Origin of the sequence: Streptomyces sp. NRRL S-920 (assembly GCF_000717945.1) — a bacterium.
GTDB classification, from domain to species: domain Bacteria; phylum Actinomycetota; class Actinomycetes; order Streptomycetales; family Streptomycetaceae; genus Streptomyces; species Streptomyces alboniger.
Genome location: NZ_JODF01000008.1, coordinates 128,799 through 153,272 on the forward strand (window position 1 = coordinate 128,799; position 24,474 = coordinate 153,272).

Here is a 24,474-nt window from a genome sequence, read left to right on the forward strand (position 1 = left end):
GTGCACCTGCCCCAGGGCGGGAAAAGCATGCCTGTTCGGTGGCCGAAAGTGCGCCTTGTCACTGCGCGTGCCGACAACGGGGGTGAAAAGTACGCTTTGTGCGGCGCTGTCGACCTCCTGACCGTACCCGCGTGTCCGCCATACGGGACGCCCAAGAGGCCTGACTCACACTCCGCCGGTGGCCGCCGCGCCCGCCGCATTCTCAACGGGGTCGTCGTCGAAGTCCGGCTCGTCCCGCACGCTGAATCCGGCCACCCAGAGCGGCATCAGCCAGTGCGTGACGAAGACGGTGAACAGGGCGGGGAAGACGAGCCCCTCGATCTCCGACCCGGCGAGAGCGGCGGCACCCGAGCCGACCGTGGCCGCGAGGAGCACCCAGAGCATCGCGCGGTGGGCGAGGGCAGCCACCCTGTTCTTCTCGGCGCGCTGGCGCTCGTCGAGCGCGCGGACGCGCAGTTCGAGCAGGCCGCGCGTCGAGCTGTTGATGACACCGGTCGCGAAGCCCCACGGCAGGAGCAGGCCGAGCATGGTCCACACCGCCCAGCGCTGGTCCCCCACGACGGCGAGCAGCCAGACCGCCACACTCGCCCCGGTCAGGGCGATGTGCGCGCAGACCACGGCCCGCCTGCGCGCGGCGGTGGCGTGGAACGGCGCGGCCTCCCGGCGGTTCATCAGCCGGTACATCCACCGGTCGTAGCTCGTCATGGGGCGCTGGTCGGCGGTCGTCATCACTGGTTCCTCCCGTAAACCTGATCCGTGAGCGGGCGAAACGGCTCGAGGGAGAACACGGCCTCGACCGGTAGCTCGAAGAACTTCGCGATCTTCAGCGCGAGGTCGAGGCTCGGGTTGTACTGTCCCCGCTCGATGTAGCCGATGGTCTGGTAGTGGGCCCCCACTGCCTCGGCCAGGCTCTGACGCGACACCTTCCGCTCGGCGCGCACCATCGCCAACCTGTTGTGCACTTGCTCGCTCATGTATAAGAAGTACTACATTCATACATACGTCCGCAACAGATCCCGCGCACACCCCCGCAGCCACGCGTGCGCCGGATCCGCGTCGTGCCGGGGGTGCCAGGCCATGCCCAGCGGCAACGGCGGCAGGTCCAGGGGGATCTCGAAGGTGACCAGGCCGAGCCGGTCCGCCGGCGGGCGGGCCCAGGACGTGACCAGCCCCACCAGATCCGTGCGCAGCAGGATGAAGAGGGAGGCGGCGAACGTCCCGACGCTGCCCACTACCCGTCTGCTCAGGCCGAGTTCGGCGAGCGCGGCATCCAGCGGACCGCTGAGCCGCCCCCGGCGCGAGACGGTCAGATGGTCGGCCGCGGCCAGCCGCTGCGGCGTCAGCTCGCCCTGGAGGAGCGGGTGTCCGGGCCGTACGACACCCAGCATCCGGTCGTCGCGGAAGTGCTCCACGTGCACCTCGGGCGAGGTCGTGTCGATGACTCCGAGTTCCAGGTCGGCGATGCCCTGCCGCAGCAGGGGCGCGTCCATGTGGCTCTCGCCGAGGAAGCGGAGCCGTACGCCCGGCGCCTCCTCGGCTGCGCGGGCGAAGAGGGCGGGCCCGTAGGCGGCGGCGAGCGCGTCGTTGCCGAGGATCGTCAGGGTGCGGGAGACCGTGCGCAGGTCGACGGCGCCGGGCCCGGCGAAGAGCGCGCGGGCCCGCTCCACGACCGCGCCGACCTCCGCCCGCACCGCCAGCGCGTGCGGCGTCGGCACCATCCGCCGCCCGGCCCGTACGAGGATCGGATCACCGAGGGCCTTGCGGATGCGGCCGAGCGTGCGGCTCATCGCGGGCTCCGAGAGGTGCAGGCGGCGGGCGGCGCCGGACACGCTCTGCTCGTCGAGGAGGACGTCGAGGGCGAGCAGCAGATTGAGGTCGAGACCCGTCCCGCCGGGTGCCGGGGCCCCCGCCTCTCCCCCGGCCGGGCTTTGCGATTGCGTCACACGCATTCATCCCTTGCGAAAGTTGCACTGGAAAGCAAGTCGGGTCCGAGCCTACGGTGGCAGCACATCCCACGCCACGACGCTCCCCAGGAGGAGCCTTGCTCTCGCCTGCCCGCACACCGACCCGACCGGCCACCACCCCGGCGGCCCCGCCACCCCTCAGGCGTTCGACCCTGCTGGCCCTCTGCGCCTGCGTCCTCGTCGCGCAGGGCATGGTCGCCGCCGTCAACCTCCTTGTCCCGCAGCTGACTTCGTCCTCACTCCAGCCCTCCGCCAGCGAAGTCCTGTGGACGGTCGACGCGTACGTCATCGTCTTCGCGGGGCTCCTCATCCCGGCCGGTGCGCTCGGCGACCGGTACGGCCGCAAGGGCGCGCTGCTCTGCGGCCTCGGTCTGTTCGCCGCCGGGGCCACGCTCAGCGCCCTCGCCGCCTCTCCCGCGGTGCTGATCGCGGGGCGGGGCGTCTCCGGTGCGGGGGCCGCGCTGATCATGCCCGCGACCCTGTCGATCCTGATGCGCGTGGCGCCACCGGAACACCGGTCGCGCGCGCTCGCCTCCTGGACGCTCGCAGCGGGCCTCGGCGGGCTCGCGGGCAACGTGGGCGGCGGTCTCGTCGGCCAGTACCTGTCCTGGCACGCGCTGTTCTGGGCGGTGGTCCCGCTCACCGCGCTCCTCGCCCTGGCCGTGGCCCGCGCGACTCCGCGTACGGACAAGGCCGCCCAGGCCCCCGCCCTGGACCCCGTCGGCACACTCCTGCTGACCGGCGGCCTCTTCGCGCTGCTCTTCGGCATCATCGAGAGCCCGCTGTACGGCTGGACATCCGCCCGGATCCTGGCCGCCTTCGCCACGGGCGCCGCACTCGTCGCGCTCTTCGCCGGCCACGCGCTGCGCTCGCACGCCCCGCTCTTCGACCCGCGGGTCTTCGCCTCCCGGCGGCTGCGCGCGGCGACCCTCGGAACGGCCGCGAGCTTCTTCGGCCTCTTCTCGCTCTTCTACGTCAACTCGCAGTACCTCCAGTACGTGAAGGGGTACGGCGCCGCCCGCGCGGGCCTCGCCATCGTCCCGCTCACGGTCGGCATGGCGCTGGTCCCCCGGCTCGCCGCGCGCTGGTCGGGGCGGCCCCGGCCCGTGGCGGGCGGCGGGCTGCTCCTGATCGGCCTCGGCCTGCTCGGCGCGTCCACGGCGGGGGCGTCGACGCCGTACGCGGTGTACGCGTGCTGGCTGCTGGTCATCTCGGCGGGCACCGGCCTGTGCATGCCCGTGCTCACGCTCAGCGTCGTCGGCTCGCTCCCGGCACGCCAGGCGGGCCTCGGCTCCGGACTCAGCACCTCGGCACGCGAGGTGGGCGCCGCGCTCGGCGTGGCCGTCACCGGGACGACGCTGGCCTCGCACACCTCGGCGGGCTTCACGGACGGCATGGCGACGGCGCTGCGCGTGGTGGCGCTGGTGGTGGTCGCCGCGGCGGCGCTGGTCACGGCGGGCTACGGCAAGGGCCGGTGAAGACGGAACCGCCCCCGGCGGCCGCGGTGAGCGGCTGCCGGGGGCGGAACACCCCGCGAGGGGTACGACCGGTCCCGGATCAGTCCGGGTCGGGATCAGGCCGGGTCTTAGATGAGGCCGAGACCGCGCACGGCCTCGCGCTCCTCGGTCAGCTCCTTGACGGACGCGTCGATGCGCGCACGCGAGAACTCGTTGATCTCCAGGCCCTGGACGATCTCGTACTTGCCGTCCTTGGTGGTGACGGGGAAGGAGGAGATGAGCCCCTCCGGAACGCCGTACGAACCGTCCGACGGGATGCCCATGGAGGTCCAGTCGCCCGCGGCCGTGCCGTTCACCCACGTGTGGACGTGGTCGATGGCGGCGTTGGCGGCGGAGGCGGCCGACGAGGCGCCACGGGCCTCGATGATCGCGGCGCCGCGCTTGGCGACGGTCGGGATGAACTCGTCGGCGAGCCAGGCCTGGTCGCTCACGACGTCGGCGGCGTTCTTGCCGGCGATCTCCGCGTGGAAGATGTCCGGGTACTGGGTGGCCGAGTGGTTGCCCCAGATGGTCAGGCGCTTGATGTCGGAGACCGGCGCGCCGGTCTTCTTCGCCAGCTGCGACAGGGCGCGGTTGTGGTCCAGACGGGTCATCGCGGTGAAGCGCTCGGCCGGTACGTCCGGGGCGGCGGCCTGCGCGATGAGCGCGTTGGTGTTGGCGGGGTTGCCGACGACGAGGACCTTGATGTCGTCCGCGGCGTTGTCGTTGATGGCCTTGCCCTGCGGCTTGAAGATGCCGCCGTTGGCCTCCAGGAGGTCGCCGCGCTCCATGCCCTTGGTGCGGGGGCGGGCGCCGACGAGGAGGGCGACGTTGGCGCCGTCGAAGGCCACGTTCGGGTCGTCGCTGATCTCGATCGAGTTCAGCAGCGGGAAGGCACAGTCGTCCAGCTCCATGGCGGTGCCCTCGGCGGCCTTCAGCGCCGGCGTGATCTCAAGAAGGCGCAGGTTGACCGGCACGTCAGCGCCGAGCAGGTGGCCCGAGGCGATGCGGAAGAGCAGCGCGTAGCCGATCTGGCCGGCCGCGCCGGTGACGGTGACATTCACGGGAGTGCGGGTCATGGCGATCTCCGTAAGACAGCTGGCGGTGGGGTTCCCTGTCCCTCGTACTGGTGTACTGGATCCCCTTTTTCCTGGATCCCCGCCGACGCCTCTTCGAGTCCTCGATCGCCTCTCGATGATCGATCTCTTGGCATCAAGAGAGATCCGCCGTCAGGCTATCGCGCCCCGGCCGACCTTGAGCGCCGGGTCTGCTGTGGCCCGGCCCACAGCCCTTCCCCAGCCGCCGTCGGGGGGCGGCCGTCACCTCGGGGGAGGAGAGTGACGGCCGCCGTGGGGGTGTGACCACTCCCGTGGGGGTACGGTCCGCTTGCCCTGCCCCGACGGGGTCATGCACTCCCACCGCCCACTTTTTTTCGCCGCACCTATTCCGTACAGCCCGTCTCGCCCGAGACCAGCTCCGCACAGGCCTTGGCGGTGGTCCCCGCCTTGACCGCCACCATCGGCGTATACGCGTCGAAGTCCTCGTTCACCGTGCTGTTCTGCTTGGCCGACGCGCCCTTGCCCGACCCCGTGATCGTGACCTTGTCACCCGGCGTCGCCTGGGTGATGCGCGCCCACGCGGCCCCGCACGTCTTGCTGTAGCGCACCTCGACCAGCGTCTTGCCGACCGTGGCCCGCGAGGCCGTCTTCGCCAGCTCACCGCCGCAGCCCATGTTCTCGGGGTCCTTGCCCGCGCAGTCCGCGCCGCTGCACTCCACCCCGGCGGGCAGGTCCGTCTCGCTCGTGGACGGCGTCACGGACGGCTTGGTCTCGTCCTTCTTCTTGCCGCCGCCCAGATCGGTGAGGAAGACCGCCGCCGCGATGACGACGAGCGCCCCGACCACACCCGCGAGGAACATCGTCAGCTTCCGGCGTCGCCGCTGCCTGTCGGGCGAGCCGGCCGGCGGCGCCCCGGGCGCGTCGCCGTACGGGGAGGAAGCGGCCCCGTAGGACGGCGGGGCCTGCGGGGCCTGCGGGGCCTGCGGGGCCTGCGGGGCCTGCGGGGCCTGCGGGGCCTGCGGGGGCACGGTGGGCGAGACGCCCGCGGGTCCCGCCACGCCCGTCAGGCTCCCGACACCCCCGGAGCCGTTGCGCGCCTTCGCCTTCACCTTGGGCTTCGGCTGAACAGAAGGAGGCGAGGAGGCAAGGGAGGAGGAAGCGGGGGAAGAGGAAGCGGGGGACGGAGAGGAGGGGGAGGTGCCCAGTTCTCCCAGTGCCGCACGGGCCTGCGAGATCCGTATCGCCTGCATGGTCATGTCGTGCCGCATCTCGGACCGGCTCCAGGCCCGCTCCGCCAGCTCCCACAGGGTGATGAGATGCACCGGCTGCGTGCCCGTGACCTCGGCCAGCGCGACGACGGCGCCCTTCGGGGCGAGGAGCCGCCCGTTCAGATAGCGCTCCCACGACGTCTTGCTGTAGCCGGTCCGGTCCGAGACCGCCGCGATGCTCAGACCACTGTGGTCCACGAGCCTGCGCAGCTGTTCGGCGAACTCCTTGACCTCCGGGTCGAGCTCGTCCGGCAGCGCCTTCCAACGAGGCATCATTCCCCCCTCTTTCCGCCGTACGTGCCTGTCCTGCCCACCCACAGGGATGCGCGGAGCCAGGGTGTCAGTTCCCGGAGTGGGGACACGGTCAGGGCAACAGTGTCCCACCGCCGCGCACGCTCCGTCACAGACATCGGACCAGGCTCGTTGCAGGGCACGAACACCGTTGCGGAATGGTCACCTCCGTGCCACAGGGGCCGGCCATCCCTTGAACGTGCTTGGCGCGTCCATGACTCTGGATCCCAGGCGGAACGGACCGCTTACATCGGGAGATTCCAGCAGGAAACACCCTCCTGAACGGCGGCGCCCGTCCTCCCACGGGGGAGAGGACGGGCGCCGTCTCCCACGCCTCCCACGGCCGCGTCTTTTACGCCTCCCAGGCCGCCCGGCTCGATCAGCCCTGGGCCCCCGGCCTGACGAGCCCCGTCTCGTACGCCACCACGACCGCCTGCGCCCTGCTGTCCAGGCCGAGCTTGCTCATCGTGCGGTTGAGGTGCGTCTTCACGGTGGCCTCGCTGATGTAGAGCCGCTCGGCGATGTCCGCGTTGGTGAGGCCGCGGGCGATCAGCTTCAGGACCTCGACCTCGCGCAGGGTCAGCGCGGAGAGATCGGGCAGCGGTTCACCGTCGCACCCGCCGGGTCCCGCCGTCTGCCGCGCGAACGCCTCGACGAGGCGGCGCGTCACGCTGGGCGCGAAGAGCGCGTCGCCGCAGCCGACGGCCGCCACCGCGGCCAGCAGCCGCTCGGGCCCGGAGTCCTTGAGCAGGAACCCGGAGGCACCCGCGCGCAGCGCCCCGTACACGTACTCGTCGAGGTCGAAGGTGGTCAGCACCAGGACGCGCGGCGCCGGTTCGGGCGCGTGGGCGAGGATCTCCGTGGTGGCCGTGATGCCGTTCATGCCCGGCATCCGGATGTCCATGAGGATGACGTCGGGCCGGGTGCGGGCGGCGAGTTCGACGGCCTCGTCCCCGTCTCCCGCCTCGCCGACGACCTCGATGCCGGGCGCGGCGCGCAGCAGCCCGACCAGCCCCGCGCGGATGAGGAACTGGTCGTCGACGACAAGTACCCTGATGGAGCCGGTCATCCGGTCATTCCGCCTGGTCATCCCCCCGAGCCGCGGCCTGCGCCGAGGTCGGCAGGGTGAGACGCACGGCGAATCCCCCCTCGCTCAGCGGGCCGATGCTGATCGTCCCGCCGTAGAGCTTGGCCCGCTCCCGCATCCCAATCAAGCCGTGGCCGCTGCCGGTTCGCACTCTGTCCTGAATGACTCCCTGCCCGTCGTTGCTGACCGAAACCTGGATATGCCGTTCCCGGTAGGCGACTTCGACGGCCGACGAGGCGCCGTGGGCGTGTTTCAGTACGTTCGTCAGAGCCTCCTGCACCACGCGGTACGCGCACAGTTCGATACCGGGGGCGAGCGGGCGCGGGGTCCCCGTGATGCGCAGCTCGACGGGGACGCCGCCGGCCCGCACCCGGTCGACCATCTCCTCCAGGCGGGCGAGCCCCGGCATGGGCGCCTCCGGCCCGTCCCCTCCTACCCCGCCCGCCCCGTCTCCCTCGGTCTCCTCCGCCCGCAGCACGCGCAGCATGCGGCGCAGCTCCTCGAGGGCCTCGCCGCTGGTCCCCGCTATGGTGCCGAGCGCGGCGCGCGCCGTGGCGGGGTCCGAGCCGAAGACGAACGTGGCGAGGCCCGCCTGCACGGATATCACCGACATGTGGTGGGCGACCACGTCGTGCAGCTCGCGCGCGATCCTGCCGCGCTCCTCGGCGACCTCACGCCGGGCCCGCTCGTCCTGCTCGCGCTTGAGCTGACGGGCCAGTTCGGCCGTCCGGCGGGCGGCGTACCCGAAACGCCACAGCACCAGCGGGAAGCCGACGGCCTGCGCGACGACGGCCGCCATGCCCGCGCCCTCCGTGAGCAGACCCGCGTAGATCCACACGGCGCCCATCAGTGCCGCGCAGGGCAGGGAGACGCGGGTGGGCCGCAGCGACGCGACCGTGTAGACGGCGAGCATGGGCGCGAAGGTGTTGAGGACGGGCCAGTAGCCGACCGTGACGTAGACGATCCACACGCTGTGGACGAAGAGGAATACGACGAGCGGCGCCTTGCCGCGCAGCACCGCGGGCAGATTGACCAGCGCCACCAGCGCGTATCCGGCGGCGTCGAGTTCGGGCCAGCCCTGTCGCGCGGATTCCTGGCCGAGGAGCACGGCCACCGCGGTGAGGGCGACCGCGATGAGCGCGTCGACGACGAGGGGGCGGATCCGCATCGCCGCAGCGTAGCCCTCGCGCGGGCGCGGGAACGTCAACCATCCGAAGTACCGCGGAAGTTGCAGGAACCGCACGACTACCACCGCGGGAGCAGCCGGACACCACCCGGCCGGAGGACGACCCCCCGCCGGGCAGCCGCGTAACGTCGTCGCCCAGCGGGTGGCCCGTCCCTTCGGGGGAGGGCGGGCCACCTGTCACGGGGGTTTCGGGGGGGCCGTGCTGGCCCGAGGGGGGCGGGGGCAGGCAATGAGCCCCCCCCCCCGGGCGGCACGCGCTCAATCGCGGGGTACGGCACGCACGGGGTCGGGGTACGGCACGCACGGGGGCGCGGGCCCTAACCCCCACGGAATCGCAGGGCCTAGCCCCCCCCCAGAATCGCAGGGTCCTGCACACACGGAATCACGGGGCGCAGCCCGCACGGCAATCGCGGGGCCCAGCCCGCACGGAAAGGCAGCCGCCGGCACCCCCATGCCGCCCGGCTCGATCCGCCGGACACGGCCGGGGGCCTGTCCGGCGGGTCATGCCGCGGGCCACGGGGGCCGGCACCCGCGCGGGAAGGCGACCGCCACCCGCCGGACAGGCCCTAGCTGTCGATCGTGAAGTGCAGCGTGTCGTCGAGGAACGGGATCTCCAGCCACGGATTCGGCTGCGCCATCATCGCCAGGAGCACGATGGCGACGCCGAGCGCCCCGTACGTGACCATGTCGGTGAAGCGCGAGCGCACCGCCAGCATGCCCACGTCCGGCAGCGCCCACCGCAGCGCGGCGCCGCCGACGAGCGCGATGCCGACCAGCATCGTGCCGACGCGGAACACGTCGAGCGCCGTGAGCAGCAGCCCGAGCCCGACCACGGAGGCGACGCTCAGCAGCGGCCACTGCCGGGCGGGCGCGGGCGCGTCACCGGAGGCCGCGCGGCCGCCGCCCTCGGGGCGTGCCGTGTCCCGGGTGAACAGCGGGAAGCGGCGCGAGACCTTCCGCGGCTGCCCGTCCGGGCCCGGCGCGCTGACCGCGCCCTTGGCCTCCACGGTCTCCGGGGTATCCGGGGTATCCGGGGTCTCGTGGGTCTCCTGGACCTCCGTAGACCCGGAGTGGGCGGAGGGCCCGGAGGACTCCGGGGATCCCGAGGAGGACCCCGCCGCCCCCTCCGCCACCGGCCCCGCCCCCGGCTCAGATTCTGCGTTCATGAGCTGCTCGCCCCTCTCCCGTCCGCCCGCCCCGGGTCAGCTCGCGGCGGCGATGCGCTCGGCGGCCTCGACGACGTTCACCAGGAGCTGGGCGCGGGTCATCGGGCCGACACCGCCCGGGTTCGGGGAGATCCACCCGGCGACCTCGGCGACGCCGGGATGGACGTCTCCGACGATCTTGCCGCTCTCGTCGCGCGAGACACCGACGTCCAGGACGGCGGCGCCGGGCTTCACGTCCTCGGCCTTGATGAGGTGCGGGACACCCGCGGCGGCCACGATGATGTCGGCCCGCCTCAGGTGCGCGGCCAGATCACGGGTGCCGGTGTGGCACTGCGTGACGGTCGCGTTCTCGGACTTGCGGGTGAGCAGGAGCGGCATGGGCCGGCCGATGGTCACGCCGCGGCCCACGACCACGACCTCGGCGCCCTTGATCTCCACGTCGTGCTGCCGCAGCAGCCGGATGATCCCGTAGGGGGTGCAGGACAGCGGCGCCGGCTCGTTGAGGACGAGGCGGCCGAGGTTCATCGGGTGCAGGCCGTCGGCGTCCTTGTCCGGGTCCATGAGTTCCAGGACGCGGTTCTCGTCGATGCCCTTGGGCAGCGGGAGCTGGACGATGTAGCCGGTGCAGGACGGGTCGTCGTTCAGCTCGCGGACGACGGCCTCGATCTCCTCCTGGGAGGCGGTGGCGGGCAGTTCGCGCTGGATGGAGGCGATGCCGACCTGCGCGCAGTCGCGGTGCTTGCCCGCGACGTACTTCTGGCTGCCCGGGTCGTCGCCGACCAGGACGGTACCGAGTCCGGGCGTGACGCCCTTCTCCTTCAGGGCCGCCACGCGGGCGGTCAGTTCGGACTTGATCGCGGCTGCGGTGGCCTTGCCATCGAGAATCTGGGCGGTCATGGCTCCATCTTCCCGGATGAGGCCCGCCCGGTACCAATCAGGGCGCCCCCACGGCCCGCCCGCTGATCAGCGAGGTTGCACTTGCACAACACATACGGAATGCGGCTGGACAAATAAGCCACAGCTAAAGAACGATAAGCGCACAGTGCCGCGGGCAGTGTCGGGGGGACGGACCGCATCTGTAGAACATTCCTCCGTGATGTGCCGCGTCTCCCCGCACTACCCGACGGAGGAAGACCGCCATGAGTTACGGCGACCCGAACAACCCCTACGGGCAGCCGCCCCAGCAGCCGCCGCCCGCTCCCGGTTACGGCTACCCCCAGCAGGCCCCGCCCGGCGTCCCGCCGCAGCAGGGCTACGGCTACCCGCAGCAGCCGGCCTACCCCGGCTACCCGGGCGGCAACATGATGCAGCAGTCGATGCCGGGTCTCCTGGTCACCGCGCGGGTCTTCCTGTTCCTGATCTCTGCGGTGCAGATCCTGAGCGCGATCGGCTTCCTCTACGGCGCCGCTGTCGCGAACGACGTCTCGGACAGCGCCGACGAGTTCGGGTTCAACAGCGCGGGCGACTTCGGTGACGCGGCCGCCGGCATCTTCGTGGTCTTCGCGCTCATCTGCGCGGCCCTCGCCACGCTGTCGATCACGCTCGGGGTGAAGTTCAGCCGCGGCGGCCAGGGCGTCCGCATCACCACGGTGATCTACGGCGCGCTCGGCGGCGTCTTCGGCCTCATCTACCTCTTCATCGGCATGGACACGGGCTTCGCGAGCGCCATCATCCTCCCGCTGATCTGGGTCGTCTTCGCCGTCATCATCACGATGGCCCCGGTCGTCCCCAGCGGCACCGCGTGGTTCAACCGCCCGCGCTACTGAGCGACTTGACCCCGCCCCGGGGCACTGACGGTGGCCGCGCCCTTCCCGGAGGAAGGACGCGGCCACTGTCGTACGTACGTCAGGTACCGCTCAGCTCCACCTCGGGACCGCTCAGTGGAAGAAGTGGCGCGTCCCCGTGAAGTACATCGTGACGCCCGCCTTCTTCGCGGCCTCCACGACCAGCTCGTCACGGACCGAACCGCCCGGCTGCACCACGGCCTTGACGCCCGCGGCGGTCAGGATCTCCAGGCCGTCGGGGAAGGGGAAGAACGCGTCGGAGGCGGCGTAGGAGCCGTGCGCCCGCTCCTCGCCCGCCCGCTCGACGGCGAGCTTCGCGGAGTCGACGCGGTTGACCTGGCCCATGCCGACGCCGACCGAGGCGCCGTCCTTGGCGAGCAGAATGGCGTTGGACTTCACCGCGCGGCACGCCTTCCAGGCGAAGGCCAGCTCGGCCAGCTCGCCCGGGTTGAGCGCGTCGCCCGTGGCCAGCGTCCAGTTGGCCGGGTTGTCGCCGTCGGCCTGGAGGCGGTCGGTGACCTGGAGCAGGGCGCCGCCGTCGATCTGCTTGACCTCGACGGGGTTCGACGGCGCCCGGTGGGCGCGCAGCACGCGGATGTTCTTCTTCTTGGTGAGGACGTCGAGAGCCCCGTCCTCGAACTCCGGCGCCACGATGACCTCGGTGAAGATGTCGGCGACCTGCTCCGCCAGCTCCTTGCTGACCGGGCGGTTCACCGCGATGACGCCGCCGAACGCGGAGAGCGGGTCGCAGGCGTGCGCCTTGCGGTGCGCCTCGGCGACGGTCGCGCCGATCGCGATGCCGCACGGGTTGGCGTGCTTGATGATCGCGACGCAGGGCTCGTCGTGGTCGTACGCGGCACGGCGCGCGGCGTCCGTGTCCGTGTAGTTGTTGTACGACATCTCCTTGCCGTGCAGCTGCTCGGCCTCGGCCAGACCGCCCGTGCCGTCGACGTAGAGCGCGGCGCCCTGGTGCGGGTTCTCGCCGTAGCGGAGCACGTTCTTGCGCTCGTAGGTGGCGCCGAGGAAGCCGGGGAGGCCGCTGTCGTCGTCGGCGGCGCTGTGTTCATCAGCGGCTCCGCCGCGGGCATCCGCGAACCAGCTCGCCACCGCCACGTCGTACGCGGCCGTGTGCTGGAACGCTTCTCCGGCGAGCCGCTTGCGCGCGGTCAGGTCGAAGCCGCCCGCCCTGACCGCCGCGAGGACGTCGGCGTACCGCTTCGGGTCGGTGACGACCGCGACGGAGGGGTGGTTCTTGGCGGCGGCGCGGACCATGGAGGGGCCGCCGATGTCGATCTGCTCGACGCACTCGTCGGGAGTGGCGCCCGAGGCGACGGTCTCCTTGAAGGGGTAGAGGTTCACGACGACGAGCTGGAAGGGCTCCACGCCCAGCTCGGCGAGCTGGTCGCGGTGGTCCGCCAGGCGCAGGTCGGCGAGGATGCCCGCGTGGACCTTCGGGTGCAGGGTCTTGACCCGGCCGTCGAGGCACTCGGGGAAGCCGGTCAGCTCCTCGACCTTGGTGACGGGCACCCCGGCGGCGGCGATCCGCGCGGCGGTCGAACCGGTGGAGACCAGCTCGACACCCGCCCCGTGCAGGCCGCGCGCGAGGTCTTCCAGGCCGGTCTTGTCGTAGACGCTGACGAGGGCGCGCTTGACGGGGCGCCGCGTGCCGTCGGTGCCTGCGGCGTTCGCGGTGTTCATAGCTTCGGCGGTCACGGGATAAGAACCTTTCGTCCCTCAATGCGGTAGCCGTGCCGGGCCAGACGCCCCACGACATCGACGAGCAGCGTGCGCTCGACTTCCTTGATGCGCTCGTGCAGAGCGCTCTCGTCGTCCTCGTCCCGGACCTCGACCACGCCCTGGGCGATGATCGGGCCGGTGTCGACGCCGTCGTCGACGAAGTGGACGGTGCAGCCGGTGACCTTCACGCCGTACGCGAGTGCGTCGCGCGCGCCGTGGGCCCCCGGAAAACTGGGCAGCAGCGCGGGGTGCGTGTTCACGAATCGCCCGCCGAAGCGCGCGAGGAACTCCTTCCCCACGATCTTCATGAACCCGGCGGAGACCACCAGGTCGGGCTCGTGCGCGGCGGTCGCGGCGGCGAGGGCCGCGTCCCACTCGTCACGGGTCGCGTGGTCCTTCACCCGGCAGACAAAGGTCGGGATGCCGGCGCGCTCGGCGCGCTCCAGGCCGGCGATGCCGTCGCGGTCGGCGCCGACGGCGACGATCTCGGCCCCGTAGGCCCGCGGCCCCTCGGCGCGGATGGTGTCGAGCAGGGCCTGGAGGTTCGTGCCCGACCCGGAGACCAGTACGACGAGTCGCTTGGGGCGCGCGACCACAGCGCTCTCGGCCACAGCGGGGCCCTTTCTCGGAGGATGCGTCTCGGAAGGCGCGTCGTTGCGTCTTTGTACGGTCGTACAAAGGCTTCAGGCCCCTCGATACGGGGAACCCTACGAAGCGGCCGACCGCCAGCAACGATACCGGCACCCGGAACCGCCCCTCACGGGACGGGGGCGCGGCCTAGAGGTAGCGTCTGGTGGAGAAGGCGCCCTGAATACCGAAGCACGCCGAGTTGCCGAGCCGCGCGACGGCTCCTCCACGGCCCTACCAAGGGGAAGACGCACACCTGATGCCGGACCGTAGCCGCCCTTCGTCTCCACCGCAGGACTCCGACGCCCAGGGACCGGAGTCCCGGGGCGCGGGCTCCCGGGGAACGGATTCCCGGGGAACGGGCAAGGACGACGACAACCCCTTCGCGCCGCCGCCGGAGGGGACGCCGGACCGGCCGTGGCAGCCGCGCCCCTCGGACGGCTCCTCGCCCTCGCCCGACGGCTCCGGTGACGGCCACGGTTCCCCCTGGGGCAGCCAGTGGAGCGACCGGCAGCCCGGCCGTTCCCCGGGCGGCTTCGGCGACCGGCCGCGCCAGCAGGGTGGCCCCGGCCAGGACGGTCCCTCCGGTTCCGGCGGTGGCCTGCGCTGGGACCCGACGGACCCGGCCCAGCGCCGCGCGCGCTACGCCCTGCTCTCGGGCATGTGGGCCTTCTTCTTCGCGCTGTTCGGCTGGCGGTACGTCGCACTGCTGCTCGGCGCGCTGGCGCTGAACTGGGCCATCCAGTCGCTGCGCGCGAAGCCGCGTACGCCGGACCCGACGGCACCGGCCGCCACCGCCCCGGGTGGCGCGGCGCAGGCGCCCGCGACCACGCGGCCGCAGACGACGGCCGCGATCAGTGGCCTGGTCACGGGGGCGCTGGCACTGCTGATGGTGGCGGGGACGTTCACGGCGCAGCTTGTGTACCGGGATTACTACACGTGCGTGGACGACGCGCTCACCAGCACGTCGAAGCAGTCGTGCGAGGAGCTGCTGCCGAAGCAGTTGCGTCCGCTTCTGGGCGAGGAGGACTAGGGCGGCCTCCCCGCCCCTTCAGCTCGGGCCCGCCCCACTCCGCGATGCGGGGGGCGGGTCTTTTGCGTGCGCTTGGCTGGAGCGGGGCGAGCCTGGCTGTGTCGGCGAGGCGCGCCGAGATCTTCAGGGCGCGGGCGCCTCGGGGGGCCGCTCCCCCGCCTCTTTCAGGGCCCGCCAGCGGGCCTCACGGAACGCGTCGTCGTGCCAGGGGGACTCGTCGTCGTACGGAGTGTCGGAACGCTTGGCGCGCGGGGGCTTCGGCTTCTCCGGGAGGAAGGCGTACGGCTCGAAGTCGGGTGGGATGAGGTCGGGGGCCGGGGCGGTCGGGGCGCCTGAAGGCGGCGGAGCGAGGCGTGCGCCATGCGGTTCGGGGGGCGGCGAGGCGGGCGGGCCTGCGGGAGGTTCCGGGGATGGTGAGGTGGCGGGGAGTTCCAGGGACGGTGACTCGGCTGAGGGTGCCGGGGAGAGTGGCACCGCGGGGGACGGCGGGGTATCCGCGGGCTCCGAGCCGCGCCAGGGGAGCCTGACGCGGGGCAATCCTCGGCGCGGCCGTTCCCCGCTAGCCGCTCCGGGCCGTGGCAGCAGCTTTCGCCGCGACAGTGACGCGGCACCGGCGGCCGCGTCCGCGTCGGATGCCCCGGCCTCGGCCCCATCCGAGGTGCGATGCCCGGCGCGAGGGGACACATCGGCATCCGACGGCCCCTCCACGGGCCCGAACTCCTCCGAGCCTCCGTACGCCTCCCCGAAAGCCGCCCCTACATCAGGCAACCCAGCCTCAGCCCCAACCCGGCCCGCGACTCGGCCCGCAGCAGCCCCGGGGAACAACCCCGCCTCACGCAACCCGTCCACAGGCCCACGCTCACCCGAGCCTCGGCCAGTAACCCCGGACGGCTCCTCCGCCCGCAACCGCCAACCCCGCAGGCCCAACGCCCCCCGCACCCCGGCCCCCGCCCGGCCGGAGGGGTCCGCCGCGTCGGGCGAACCGGTCGCGGGGGCAGGCAGCCCCGCCCGAGGCGCCCCCGCCAGGAACCGCGCCTTCGACAGGAACCGCGACCCCGCCCGTGAACGCACCCGCCACCCCCGCATCGCCAGCGCCCCCGGCACCCCCACCACCGCGGTCCATGCCAGTGCCGCCGCCCCCGTCTGCCACCACACGGGGCCGAAGTCGGCCAGTACCGCCACGCCCATCGGGCCGCCCGCCAGTGCCGCGAGGGCCGCCGTCGTCGCCCCGCACAGCACCGCCGCCACCGCCGCGCCCGCGGCCGTCCTCCCCGGTGACCAGGCATCCTCCCGTTCCCCGAAGGCGGGCGCCGCCAGCTGGACCAGGCGCCAGGCCACCGCGAGACCCGCCGCGACCGGCACCGCCCCGGCCGCCCACGTGAGCGGCGACCCGGGCCCCGCCGAGGGCACCGCCGCGAACAGCGGGAACGGCGGAAGCAGCGGTACCGCGTCCGCCGCGAGGGGGCTCACCACGCTTCCCGTGCCGAGTACGAAGCCGGGACCGAGGCCGTACGCCGCGCCCCACACCCCCGCGTTCGGCACCAGCGCGAGCGTCAGCAGCAGCACCGCGAACCGCCCCGACCACACGTCGGCGACCTGCGCGAACGACTCCCGTACGGGCCCCATGTGCAGCATGAGCGACACCGCGACCAGCAGCGCGCCGCCCGCGACGAGCACCGCCGCCCCGCTCACCCCCGCCCGCGCGACGGCCAGTGTCCTGCCCCGCACGAAGGCACCTCGTACACAGTGAGCCCGTACCCCCCGGGGCAGCGCGGCGAGGGCGGGCCGCAGGAAGTGTGGGAGCGGCCCGCGCGGGTGGCCGTGCGCCGTCCACACCCCGAGCGCCGCCGCCCCGGCCGCGAGCACCGGCACGTGGATCGCCGCGCCGAGCAGGTCGGGGCGCAGTTCGCCGCCCGTCGCGTACAGCGCCGCCGCGGTGCCGACCAGCAGATAGCCGCTCATCACCCCGCACCAGACGGTCCGCGCCGGATGCCCCCGCTCTTCGGGGGCCGTCGCGTCCCGCGCCGCGCGGTACACGAGCCAGCCCGGCAGGAGGGTGAGGAGCAGCGGCGTCACCCCGACCGGCGCGGGTGCCCCCGCGAGCGTGTCCGTCCTGATCAGATCCGTGCCGTGCGCGAGCAGCCACAGCGCCGCCGCGACGTGCAGCGCCCCGTCGGGACCGCTGTCCGGATACGGCGAGCTGATCCACAGGACGATCACCAGGACGGCGAGCGAGCCGAGGCCGAGGCCCGCCGCCACGGCCCCGCCCGCCAGACAGGTGGCGAGGCCGGGAGAGCGTTCACGGGTGCGTTCACGCGACAGCAACGGCGGCGGCGAGGCGCTGTGATCGGTCGTCTGGGTCACCCGGCCATGCTGCCAACGACACGCGCTTTCTTCCCGTAACAGGCGAATATCGGATGTGTCGCCCAATATACGTTTATGTACTTTTTCGTACGGCGGATCGGCTGCGCCCGGCCGCCCGCCGCACGTCGGCCCACGCTGCGGAGAGTCCGACATGCCCCAGAGCCCTGCCACGTCTCTGCCGTCCCCCAAGGAACGCCGCAGGCTGCGCGAGGCGAAGTCGCTGAGCCATGCCGATGTCGCCGCGAAGCTGGGCGTCACGCGCGAAACGGTCCGTCTGTGGGAGAAGGGTCGCACGCACCCCCGGGGGCGCTCCCATGAGGCGTACGCGAAGCTCCTGAACTCCCTCGCCAAGAGCGAGGAGCGGCCCCAGGAGCGGCCCGCGCGGCGGAACGCGACGCAAGCGCCGCCCACGGACGGCGCCCGGTCGACGACGCGGCCCGAGCCCCCGGTCAAGCGCGCGGCGAAGCCGCAGACCCCGACGGCGGTGGCGCCGGGCCCGGCCGCGGTGAGCGGCCACGCCCACCACCCGTCACCGTCACCGTCGCCACCCCCGCCCTTGCCGGAGCCCGAGCCTGGGCCCGAGCCCGAGTGCGGCCCCGACAACGAACCCGATCCCGCCCCCGAGCCAGAACCCAAGCCCGCCCCGGAGCCCGAGCCGACATCTACGGCCGATCCGGCCCCCGCCCGGCCCCGCACCCCGGCCCACGCCTTCGACGCCCTCTGCGCCCGCACCGCCCCCGCCCTGGTCCGCCAGGCCTACGTGCTCACGGGGCGTCGGACGCTGGCCCAGGAAGCCGTGGAGCGCGCCTTCCAGCAGGCGTGGTTCCGCTGGCCCGAGGTGGCCGTGGACCGCGACCCGGCGGGCTGGGTCCGTGCCGTCGTACACGAGTACGCGATGTCGCCCTGGCACCGTTTCCGCCCCTCCCTGCGGCACTCGGACGCCCCGCCCGCGGAACCGGCCGACCGCGCCTTCCTCGACGTACTCCTGAGCCTGCCGCCCGCCCAGCGCCGCACGCTGCTGCTCTACGACGGCATCGGCCTCGACCTGCCCGACACCGCGGCCGAGACGGAGGCGAGCACGCCCGCCGCCGCGTACCGCCTGCTGCACGCGCGCGAGGTTGTCGCCGAGCGGCTGCCCGATCTGGCGGACCCCGAGACGCTGCACCGGCGCCTCGCCGAACTGGGCGGCGCGGAGAAGCTCCGGCCGCCGAAGCCGGAGCGGGTCAGGATCACCGGCGAGCACCGCGCCCGCGTCTGGACCCGCGCGGCCATCGCCCTCACGACCCTGATCATCGGCGCCACCGCCATGACCCTGCGGACGGCCCCGACCCACTACGAGCCCCCGCAGGCGCCGGGCAGGGCCATCAGCGGAGTACCGCCCCACATGGGACCGGGCCCTCTCTCGTACGAGGACGAGGAACTGCGCGAGAAGCTCCGCTCCTACGTACCGAACGGCCCCCACCGTCTGCTCCCGGAGCCGAAATAGCCCCCGGCCCACCCAAGAGAAAGCGGGCCCGCACCTCCACAGAGGTGCGGGCCCGCTTTCGAAGGCTGGGTCAGCCGGCCAGGATGGCTCGCGCCAGCTTCGCCGTCTCGGTCGGCGTCTTGCCGACCTTGACGCCGGCGGCCTCAAGGGCCTCCTTCTTGGCCTGCGCGGTGCCGGAGGAGCCGGAGACGATGGCGCCGGCGTGGCCCATGGTCTTGCCCTCGGGTGCCGTGAAGCCGGCGACGTAGCCGACGACCGGCTTCGTCACGTTGGCCTTGATGTAGTCCGCCGCACGCTCCTCGGCGTCGCCGCCGATCTCACCGATCATGACGATCAGGTCGGTGTCGGGGTCGGCCTCGAACGCCTCCAGGGCGTCGATGTGCGTCGTGCCGATGACCGGGTCGCCACCGATGCCGACGGCCGACGAGAAGCCGATGTCGCGCAGCTCGTACATCATCTGGTACGTCAGCGTGCCGGACTTCGAGACCAGGCCGATGCGGCCCGGCTTCGTGATGTCGCCCGGGATGATGCCGGCGTTCGACTGGCCCGGGGTGATGAGACCGGGGCAGTTCGGGCCGATGATGCGGGTCTTGTTGCCCTTCGACTTCGCGTACGCCCAGAAGGCGGCGGAGTCGTGGACGGCGATGCCCTCGGTGATGACGACGGCGAGGGGGATCTCGGCGTCGATCGCCTCGACGACGGCGGCCTTGGAGAAGGCCGGCGGCACGAAGAGGACGGACACGTTGGCGCCCGTCGCCTCCATGGCCTCCTTGACCGTGCCGAAGACCGGCACTTCGGTGCCGTCGAAGTCGACCTTCGTGCCCGCCTTGCGCGGGTTCACGCCGCCGACGATGTTGGTGCCGTCACCCAGCATGAGCTTGGTGTGCTTCATGCCCGTGGCACCGGTCATGCCCTGGACGATGACCTTGCTGTCCTTGTTGAGGAAGATAGCCATGGTGGTGTCTTAACCTCTTCCCTTACTTCGCAGCCGCGAGCTCGGCGGCCTTGTCGGCCGCGCCGTCCATGGTGTCCACGCGCTGTACGAGCGGGTGGTTGGCGTCGCTCAGGATCTTGCGACCCAGCTCCGCGTTGTTGCCGTCGAGGCGCACGACCAGCGGCTTCTCGACCTTCTCGCCCTTGGAGGCGAGCAGTTCCAGGGCCTGCACGATGCCGTTGGCGACCTCGTCGCACGCGGTGATGCCACCGAAGACGTTGACGAAGACGGACTTGACGTCCGAGTCGCCGAGGATGATCTCCAGGCCGTTCGCCATGACCTCGGCGGAGGCGCCGCCACCGATGTCGAGGAAGTTGGCGGGCTTCACGCCGCCGTGCGCCTCACCGGCGTACGCGACGACGTCCAGGGTCGACATGACCAGGCCGGCGCCGTTGCCGATGATGCCGACCTCGCCGTCGAGCTTGACGTAGTTGAGGCCCTTGGCCTTGGCAGCAGCCTCGAGCGGGTTGGCTGCGTCCTTGTCCTCCAGAGCCTCGTGCTCCGGCTGGCGGAAGTCGGCGTTGGCGTCCAGGGACACCTTGCCGTCCAGGGCCAGGATCCGGCCGTCCTTGGTCTTCACCAGCGGGTTGACCTCGACGAGGAGCGCGTCCTCGGCGACGAAGGTGTCCCACAGGGTCACCATGGCCTCGGCGACCTTCTCGGCCACCTCGGCCGGGAACTTCGCCTGCGCCACGATCTCGCGGGCCTTCTCGATGTTCACGCCCTCGACGGCGTTGACCGGGACCTTCGCGAGGGCCTCGGGGGTCTTCTCCGCGACCTCCTCGATGTCCATGCCGCCCTGCACCGACGCCATGGCCAGGAAGGTGCGGTTGGTGCGGTCGAGGAGGTACGAGACGTAGTACTCCGCCTCGATCTCCGGGGACAGCTCGGCGATCATCACCTTGTGGACCGTGTGGCCCTTGATGTCCATGCCGAGGATGTCCGTCGCACGAGCGACGGCCTCGTCCGGGTCCGCCGCCAGCTTCACGCCGCCGGCCTTGCCGCGGCCGCCGACCTTCACCTGCGCCTTGACGACCGACTTGCCGCCAAGACGCTCGGTGGCCTCGCGCGCCGCCTCAGGCGTGTCGATGACTTCACCGGCCAGCACCGGTACACCGTGCTTGGCGAAGAGGTCCCTCGCCTGGTACTCGAACAGGTCCACGCGCGTCCGTCCCTAATCCGTGATCTCGCTGCGATCTCGCTGCTTTGGTGTCAGCTGTCTGCGTGGGCGTGCCGCGGAGGGCAACGTGACTGCGCTGTCACAAGGGAGGCGTAGGACGGAGTCCAGTACGCGGCATGTCCGTCTCGCAGGTTATCGCCGTGGGACGTGGGTCCCTAAATCGCAGATCACATTTGGGCGGTGATGACGGTCACAGATCGCGTCCGCGAAGCACCGAGGGGCGGCCCCTGACAGAGCAGGGACCGCCCGTTTGCTCCCGTTGCGCCAGCGAGCGGGCGCGGTACGGGGGCCTATGGGGCTCGATCAGACGGCGTACGGGGTGTACGAGGGCGGCGATCAGACGCCGTACGGCGTGTACGCGGCGACCGAGTCGTACGTCGGCACGTAGCTCGGCGTGACGTCGTCGGCCACACCCTGAACGCCGCCGACGGCGTTGCCCGCGAGGGTCTGGACCCGCGGCGCGACGGTGGCGCCCGTCAGGTCCCGCGCGAACGGGTGGACCTGCGAGGTGACGCCGCCCGCGAAGGGCTGCACGTCACCGGCCACGCCCCACGCCAGCCCCTCGGCGCTGCCACCGACGCCCTGTACGACGGGCCGCACCTGGTCGGTGACGGTCCGCACGACCGGCGCGACCGAGCCGACGACACCGTCCGCGAACGGCTGGACGTCCTCCCGCGCGAACGGCGGAACCTCGCCGACGACCCCGCCCGCGAACGGCAGCACCTCACCGGTCACACCCCGCGCCAGGCCGGACACGTCCCCGACGGCCTGCCCGGCGACCGGCACGACACCGTCGACGGCGGTGGCGGCGACGGGCGGCAGCACGGAGGCGGCGGTCTCGTCGACGATGGGGGTGGCGGTGCGCTGGGCCTGGCCGGGGGCCTGAGCGGCGGCTCGGGTGGCGGTGTCCTGGGCCTGGGCGAGGTCCGGGGCGAAGGAGGAGAGGGGGCCGAAGAGGTAGTCGACGTCGTCGGAGACCTTGGCCTTTGCCTCGGCCTCGGTCTCGGCCTTGTCCGGCACATCGGCGAGGTCGTCGCCGATCACCTCATCGCTGGTCACCTCGTCGCCGGTCACGTCGTCACCGGTCACATCGGCGTCGGTCACATCGGCGTCGGTCACATCGGCGTCGGTCACATCGGCGACACCACCCGTGACGTCGGAGACCGCGTCGGACGCCTGGTCCGGCACCGCGACGGAGTGCTGGGGCAGCTCGTCGGCGCTGGCGACGGCGGAACCGAGGGCCCAGGCCCCGGTCACACCGGCGGCTATGACGATGGAACGGCGGATGTTCTTGTTCATGCTGACGTCAGATCCTTCGAATTCGTGTTCTGGCTGTGGATCCGGTCCGGAGATGTCCACGGACCGGCGGGCAGACCTGTTCCGCCCCCGCGCGGCAGGTCATCGCGGGGAAAGGGCTGCCCTAGCCAGGGAATTCGGGAATGTCCCGGTGTCTGTCACGTGTCGGGAAGGAGCCCGCGGAAAGACCGGGACCCTCAAGAAGCCGAACCGGCGCCATGCCGGAGAGCGCGGCCGCCTGCACATCGCCGCCGAACCGCGAAGCGCCACCGTCAACGGCGGTGGCACCGCCGAGGCTCCCGCCGGGAACCCCGGGCGCGGGCAGCGGCACAGACCCCGGCCCCGACCCGTCCACCTCCGCGACCGCGTCACGGTCACCGTGCCGGTCGGCGCCGTGACAGGAACCGAGGCCCCCACACCAGCTCCCGGTGCCATACCCGGCCCCATGCGCGGTGGCGTACGCGGCACGATCCGAGGACTCGGCCCCCGCCCCGCCCGACCGCCCGGCCCGACGCACCGGCCCCGGAGCAGAACCGCCCTCACCCTGCGGCTCGGCCTCGACCTGAGGGTCGGGCGCGGGTGTCGGGGCGGGTGCGGGAGCCGGGGCAGGCGTAGGTGTCGGGAGGGGCGCGGGTGACGGGAGAGGCGTGGGAGTCGGGAGAGGCGCGGGTGTCGGGAGAGGGAGGGGGATGGGGGCGGGCACGGCGCCCCGGCCAAGGCCGACGCCAGGCGACGGCAACGGCTGCTCGGGGAGCAACTCCCCGGGCCCCGGATGCGGCGCCTTGCGCAAGGCAGCGGCCACCTCGTCAACACCCTCGCCCACGGGACGCCCGACACCCCGCACGACACCCCGCTCGGCGCTCCGCACGACCGGCTTCACCACCGGCTCGGCGACGGCCCGCGGCACGGGCTGGACCCGCTCCACCGGCCGCACCGGCCCGTCCGCCGCCTGCGCCCGCTCTCCGAAGAGGAACCCGATGACGAGCAACCCCCCGAGCAGCATGGCCACTCGCAGCGCACGCCGCCCGGCCACCGCGCGCACGAGGCGCAGGGCAGCTCCGGACGGAACAGCTGCGGAAGCGGGGTTCAAAACGAAGAGGTTCCTCTACGCGGCGGGGGGGGAGGGAAGCAGGGCGGGAGGGAAGCAGGGCGGGGAGGGGAAGGGGAGCGGGAGGGGAAGGGGAGCGGGAGGCGAAGGAGAACGGGGCTCGGAACGTACGCCCGTGTCACGTCGCCGCGAGAGCGGAACGCATCACTCCGCGCCCACGGCGCGTCGATCCTCGCACGGAACGCCCGCCCTCGCGCAAGCCCCCTGCGCCCGATGCACAGTCATGTCCGGTTCCCCACCGCCGTGTCCGGTATGGGCAGTGGCCGCCGCTCGATCGCCGCGGCCATCACCTCCGGGAAGAGGTCCGGCGTACAGGCGAAGGCGGGCGCGTCCAACGCGGCGAGCGCCGCCGCGTGCTCGCGGTCGTACGCGGGCGTCCCCTCGTCGGAGAGCGCGAGCAACGTCACGAACTGCACCCCGGACGCCTTCATCGCCGCGACCCGCTTCAGCATCTCGTCGCGTATGCCCCCTTCGTAGAGGTCGCTGATGAGGACGACGACGGTGTCGGCGGGCCGGGTGATCTGCGCCTGGCAGTACGCGAGGGCGCGGTTGATGTCGGTGCCGCCCCCCAACTGCGTGCCGAACAGGACATCCACCGGGTCGTCGAGCTGATCGGTGAGGTCGACGACACTCGTGTCGAAGACGACGAGCCGCGTGTTGAGCGACCGCATCGAACCGAGCACCGCGCCGAACACCGAGGCGTAGACGACGGACGCCGCCATCGAGCCCGACTGGTCGATGCAGAGAATGACTTCCTTCTTCACGGACCGCGACGCCCGTCCGTACCCGATGAGCCGCTCGGGCACGATCGTCCGGTATTCCGGCAGGTAGTTCCCGAGGTTGGCCGCGATCGTGCGGTTCCAGTCGATGTCGTGGTGGCGGGGCCTGCTGACGCGCGCGCTGCGGTCGAGCGCTCCGGTGAGCGTGGAACGGGTCCGCGTCGCGAGCCGCTTCTCCAGGTCCTCGACGACCTTGCGCACGACGGCCCGCGCGGTTTCCTTGGTGGTCTCGGGCATGGCCTTGTTGAGCGAGAGCAACGTGCCCACCAGGTGTACGTCCGCCTCGACGGCCTCCAGCATCTCGGGCTCCAGGAGCAGCGTGGAGAGCCCGAGCCTGGCGATGGCGTCGCGCTGCATGACCTGGACGACGGACGAGGGGAAGTACGTCCGTATGTCCCCGAGCCAGCGCGCCACGGACGGCGCCGACCCCCCGAGCCCCGCCGAACGCTCCCGCCCCCGGCCGCCCTTCTCACTCCCCGCCCCGTACAACGCGGTGAGCGCCCCGTCCATCGCCGCGTCCCGCCCCGCGAGCGCACACCCGGTCCCCTCACCTCCCTCCCCACCCAACAC

General features: G+C 72.4%; 20 protein-coding genes. 4 read left to right on the plus strand and 16 right to left on the minus strand.

All coding sequences use genetic code 11. From position 1 onward, the window contains the following. Positions 1-165: 165 nt before the first annotated feature. From IG54_RS0108795 to IG54_RS0108805, 3 genes are read right to left on the minus strand one after another with little or no spacing between them, the layout of a single operon-like run. Positions 166-729: a hypothetical protein gene (locus IG54_RS0108795; protein WP_030779487.1), complete on the minus strand. Its 564-nt coding sequence runs from the start codon at positions 727-729 to the stop codon at positions 166-168. Beyond that, positions 729-974, minus strand: coding sequence for a helix-turn-helix transcriptional regulator (locus tag IG54_RS0108800; RefSeq protein WP_030779490.1), 246 nt, complete (start codon positions 972-974; stop codon positions 729-731). Before IG54_RS0108800 ends, IG54_RS0108795 begins: the two co-directional genes overlap by 1 nt. A gap of 18 nt (positions 975-992) precedes the next feature. After that, positions 993-1,949, minus strand: a complete 957-nt coding sequence (locus tag IG54_RS0108805) for a LysR family transcriptional regulator (RefSeq protein ID WP_078593866.1) — start codon at positions 1,947-1,949, stop codon at positions 993-995. A gap of 92 nt (positions 1,950-2,041) precedes the next feature. Between IG54_RS0108805 and IG54_RS0108810 the strand changes: the two genes are divergently transcribed. Further along, entirely contained in the window at positions 2,042-3,442 is a 1,401-nt protein-coding gene (locus IG54_RS0108810) for an MFS transporter (RefSeq protein ID WP_051819370.1), read from the plus strand. A gap of 107 nt (positions 3,443-3,549) precedes the next feature. Here IG54_RS0108810 and IG54_RS0108815 read toward each other — a convergent pair whose 3' ends face one another. The 6 genes from IG54_RS0108815 to IG54_RS0108840 form a co-directional block, all read right to left on the minus strand. Further along, positions 3,550-4,539, minus strand: a complete 990-nt coding sequence (locus tag IG54_RS0108815) for a malate dehydrogenase (protein ID WP_030779509.1) — start codon at positions 4,537-4,539, stop codon at positions 3,550-3,552. Positions 4,540-4,901: 362 nt separating this feature from the next. After that, on the minus strand, positions 4,902-6,059 hold the full coding sequence (locus IG54_RS0108820) for an XRE family transcriptional regulator (protein WP_030779513.1): 1,158 nt from the start codon (positions 6,057-6,059) through the stop codon (positions 4,902-4,904). 397 nt (positions 6,060-6,456) lie between these two features. After that, on the minus strand, positions 6,457-7,146 hold the full coding sequence (locus IG54_RS0108825; protein ID WP_030779516.1) for a response regulator: 690 nt from the start codon (positions 7,144-7,146) through the stop codon (positions 6,457-6,459). Positions 7,147-7,150: 4 nt separating this feature from the next. Beyond that, positions 7,151-8,332 (minus strand): sensor histidine kinase, encoded by a 1,182-nt coding sequence (locus IG54_RS0108830; RefSeq protein ID WP_030779520.1) that lies wholly within the window; start codon positions 8,330-8,332, stop codon positions 7,151-7,153. Positions 8,333-8,916: 584 nt separating this feature from the next. Beyond that, positions 8,917-9,516: a DUF3017 domain-containing protein gene (locus IG54_RS0108835; RefSeq protein WP_030779523.1), complete on the minus strand. Its 600-nt coding sequence runs from the start codon at positions 9,514-9,516 to the stop codon at positions 8,917-8,919. A gap of 36 nt (positions 9,517-9,552) precedes the next feature. Further along, the gene (locus IG54_RS0108840) at positions 9,553-10,413 is read right to left on the minus strand and encodes a bifunctional methylenetetrahydrofolate dehydrogenase/methenyltetrahydrofolate cyclohydrolase (RefSeq protein ID WP_030779526.1); all 861 of its coding nucleotides are present in this window, start codon (positions 10,411-10,413) and stop codon (positions 9,553-9,555) included. Between the two features lie 242 nt (positions 10,414-10,655). On the opposite strand from IG54_RS0108840, the gene IG54_RS0108845 reads away from it, so the two are divergent. After that, positions 10,656-11,282, plus strand: coding sequence for a hypothetical protein (locus IG54_RS0108845; protein ID WP_030779529.1), 627 nt, complete (start codon positions 10,656-10,658; stop codon positions 11,280-11,282). Between the two features lie 111 nt (positions 11,283-11,393). Here the strand turns inward: IG54_RS0108845 and purH are convergent, their stop codons facing one another. Both purH and purN read right to left on the minus strand, forming a co-directional pair. After that, positions 11,394-12,998 carry a bifunctional phosphoribosylaminoimidazolecarboxamide formyltransferase/IMP cyclohydrolase gene (gene purH / locus IG54_RS0108850; protein ID WP_030779532.1) on the minus strand — a complete coding sequence of 535 codons (1,605 nt, stop codon included), beginning with the start codon at positions 12,996-12,998 and terminating at the stop codon, positions 11,394-11,396. A gap of 11 nt (positions 12,999-13,009) precedes the next feature. After that, a complete protein-coding gene (gene purN, locus IG54_RS0108855; RefSeq protein ID WP_420712233.1) occupies positions 13,010-13,648 on the minus strand; it encodes a phosphoribosylglycinamide formyltransferase in 639 nt (212 codons plus the stop codon). 275 nt (positions 13,649-13,923) lie between these two features. Here purN and IG54_RS0108860 point away from each other — a divergent pair, with 275 nt between their 5' ends. Next, positions 13,924-14,697, plus strand: coding sequence for a hypothetical protein (locus tag IG54_RS0108860; RefSeq protein WP_051819371.1), 774 nt, complete (start codon positions 13,924-13,926; stop codon positions 14,695-14,697). 123 nt (positions 14,698-14,820) lie between these two features. Here the strand turns inward: IG54_RS0108860 and IG54_RS43555 are convergent, their stop codons facing one another. Then, positions 14,821-17,061: a DUF6350 family protein gene (locus tag IG54_RS43555; RefSeq protein WP_051819372.1), complete on the minus strand. Its 2,241-nt coding sequence runs from the start codon at positions 17,059-17,061 to the stop codon at positions 14,821-14,823. A gap of 151 nt (positions 17,062-17,212) precedes the next feature. Between IG54_RS43555 and IG54_RS0108870 the strand changes: the two genes are divergently transcribed. Further along, positions 17,213-18,547, plus strand: a complete 1,335-nt coding sequence (locus IG54_RS0108870) for a helix-turn-helix domain-containing protein (protein WP_030779545.1) — start codon at positions 17,213-17,215, stop codon at positions 18,545-18,547. A 70-nt stretch (positions 18,548-18,617) separates the two neighbouring features. Here the strand turns inward: IG54_RS0108870 and sucD are convergent, their stop codons facing one another. The 4 genes from sucD to IG54_RS0108895 all read right to left on the minus strand — a co-directional run. Beyond that, positions 18,618-19,502 (minus strand): succinate--CoA ligase subunit alpha, encoded by an 885-nt coding sequence (gene sucD / locus IG54_RS0108875; RefSeq protein ID WP_030779547.1) that lies wholly within the window; start codon positions 19,500-19,502, stop codon positions 18,618-18,620. Positions 19,503-19,524: 22 nt separating this feature from the next. Next, entirely contained in the window at positions 19,525-20,703 is a 1,179-nt protein-coding gene (gene sucC / locus IG54_RS0108880; protein WP_030779549.1) for an ADP-forming succinate--CoA ligase subunit beta, read from the minus strand. 354 nt (positions 20,704-21,057) lie between these two features. Continuing rightward, complete coding sequence (locus IG54_RS0108885) at positions 21,058-22,020, minus strand: hypothetical protein (RefSeq protein ID WP_030779551.1); 963 nt, start codon at positions 22,018-22,020, stop codon at positions 21,058-21,060. Between the two features lie 1,326 nt (positions 22,021-23,346). Beyond that, positions 23,347-24,474, minus strand: a 1,128-nt coding sequence (locus IG54_RS0108895; protein ID WP_030779557.1) for a VWA domain-containing protein, incomplete at its 5' end; no start/stop codon positions are given.

What these genes read in the sequence shown, in the direction of transcription:
- IG54_RS0108805 (WP_078593866.1), bottom strand. Translation starts at nt 1,949, where the DNA reads ATGCGTGTGACGCAATCGCAAAGCCCGGCCGGGGGAGAGGCGGGGGCC.
- IG54_RS0108830 (WP_030779520.1), bottom strand. Translation starts at nt 8,332, where the DNA reads ATGCGGATCCGCCCCCTCGTCGTCGACGCGCTCATCGCGGTCGCCCTC.
- IG54_RS0108845 (WP_030779529.1), top strand. Translation starts at nt 10,656, where the DNA reads ATGAGTTACGGCGACCCGAACAACCCCTACGGGCAGCCGCCCCAGCAG.
- IG54_RS0108820 (WP_030779513.1), bottom strand. Translation starts at nt 6,059, where the DNA reads ATGCCTCGTTGGAAGGCGCTGCCGGACGAGCTCGACCCGGAGGTCAAG.
- IG54_RS0108835 (WP_030779523.1), bottom strand. Translation starts at nt 9,516, where the DNA reads ATGAACGCAGAATCTGAGCCGGGGGCGGGGCCGGTGGCGGAGGGGGCG.
- IG54_RS0108870 (WP_030779545.1), top strand. Translation starts at nt 17,213, where the DNA reads ATGCCCCAGAGCCCTGCCACGTCTCTGCCGTCCCCCAAGGAACGCCGC.
- IG54_RS0108860 (WP_051819371.1), top strand. Translation starts at nt 13,924, where the DNA reads ATGCCGGACCGTAGCCGCCCTTCGTCTCCACCGCAGGACTCCGACGCC.
- sucD (WP_030779547.1), bottom strand. Translation starts at nt 19,502, where the DNA reads ATGGCTATCTTCCTCAACAAGGACAGCAAGGTCATCGTCCAGGGCATG.
- IG54_RS0108825 (WP_030779516.1), bottom strand. Translation starts at nt 7,146, where the DNA reads ATGACCGGCTCCATCAGGGTACTTGTCGTCGACGACCAGTTCCTCATC.
- IG54_RS0108800 (WP_030779490.1), bottom strand. Translation starts at nt 974, where the DNA reads ATGAGCGAGCAAGTGCACAACAGGTTGGCGATGGTGCGCGCCGAGCGG.
- IG54_RS0108840 (WP_030779526.1), bottom strand. Translation starts at nt 10,413, where the DNA reads ATGACCGCCCAGATTCTCGATGGCAAGGCCACCGCAGCCGCGATCAAG.
- IG54_RS0108795 (WP_030779487.1), bottom strand. Translation starts at nt 729, where the DNA reads ATGACGACCGCCGACCAGCGCCCCATGACGAGCTACGACCGGTGGATG.
- IG54_RS0108815 (WP_030779509.1), bottom strand. Translation starts at nt 4,539, where the DNA reads ATGACCCGCACTCCCGTGAATGTCACCGTCACCGGCGCGGCCGGCCAG.
- purH (WP_030779532.1), bottom strand. Translation starts at nt 12,998, where the DNA reads ATGAACACCGCGAACGCCGCAGGCACCGACGGCACGCGGCGCCCCGTC.
- IG54_RS0108885 (WP_030779551.1), bottom strand. Translation starts at nt 22,020, where the DNA reads ATGAACAAGAACATCCGCCGTTCCATCGTCATAGCCGCCGGTGTGACC.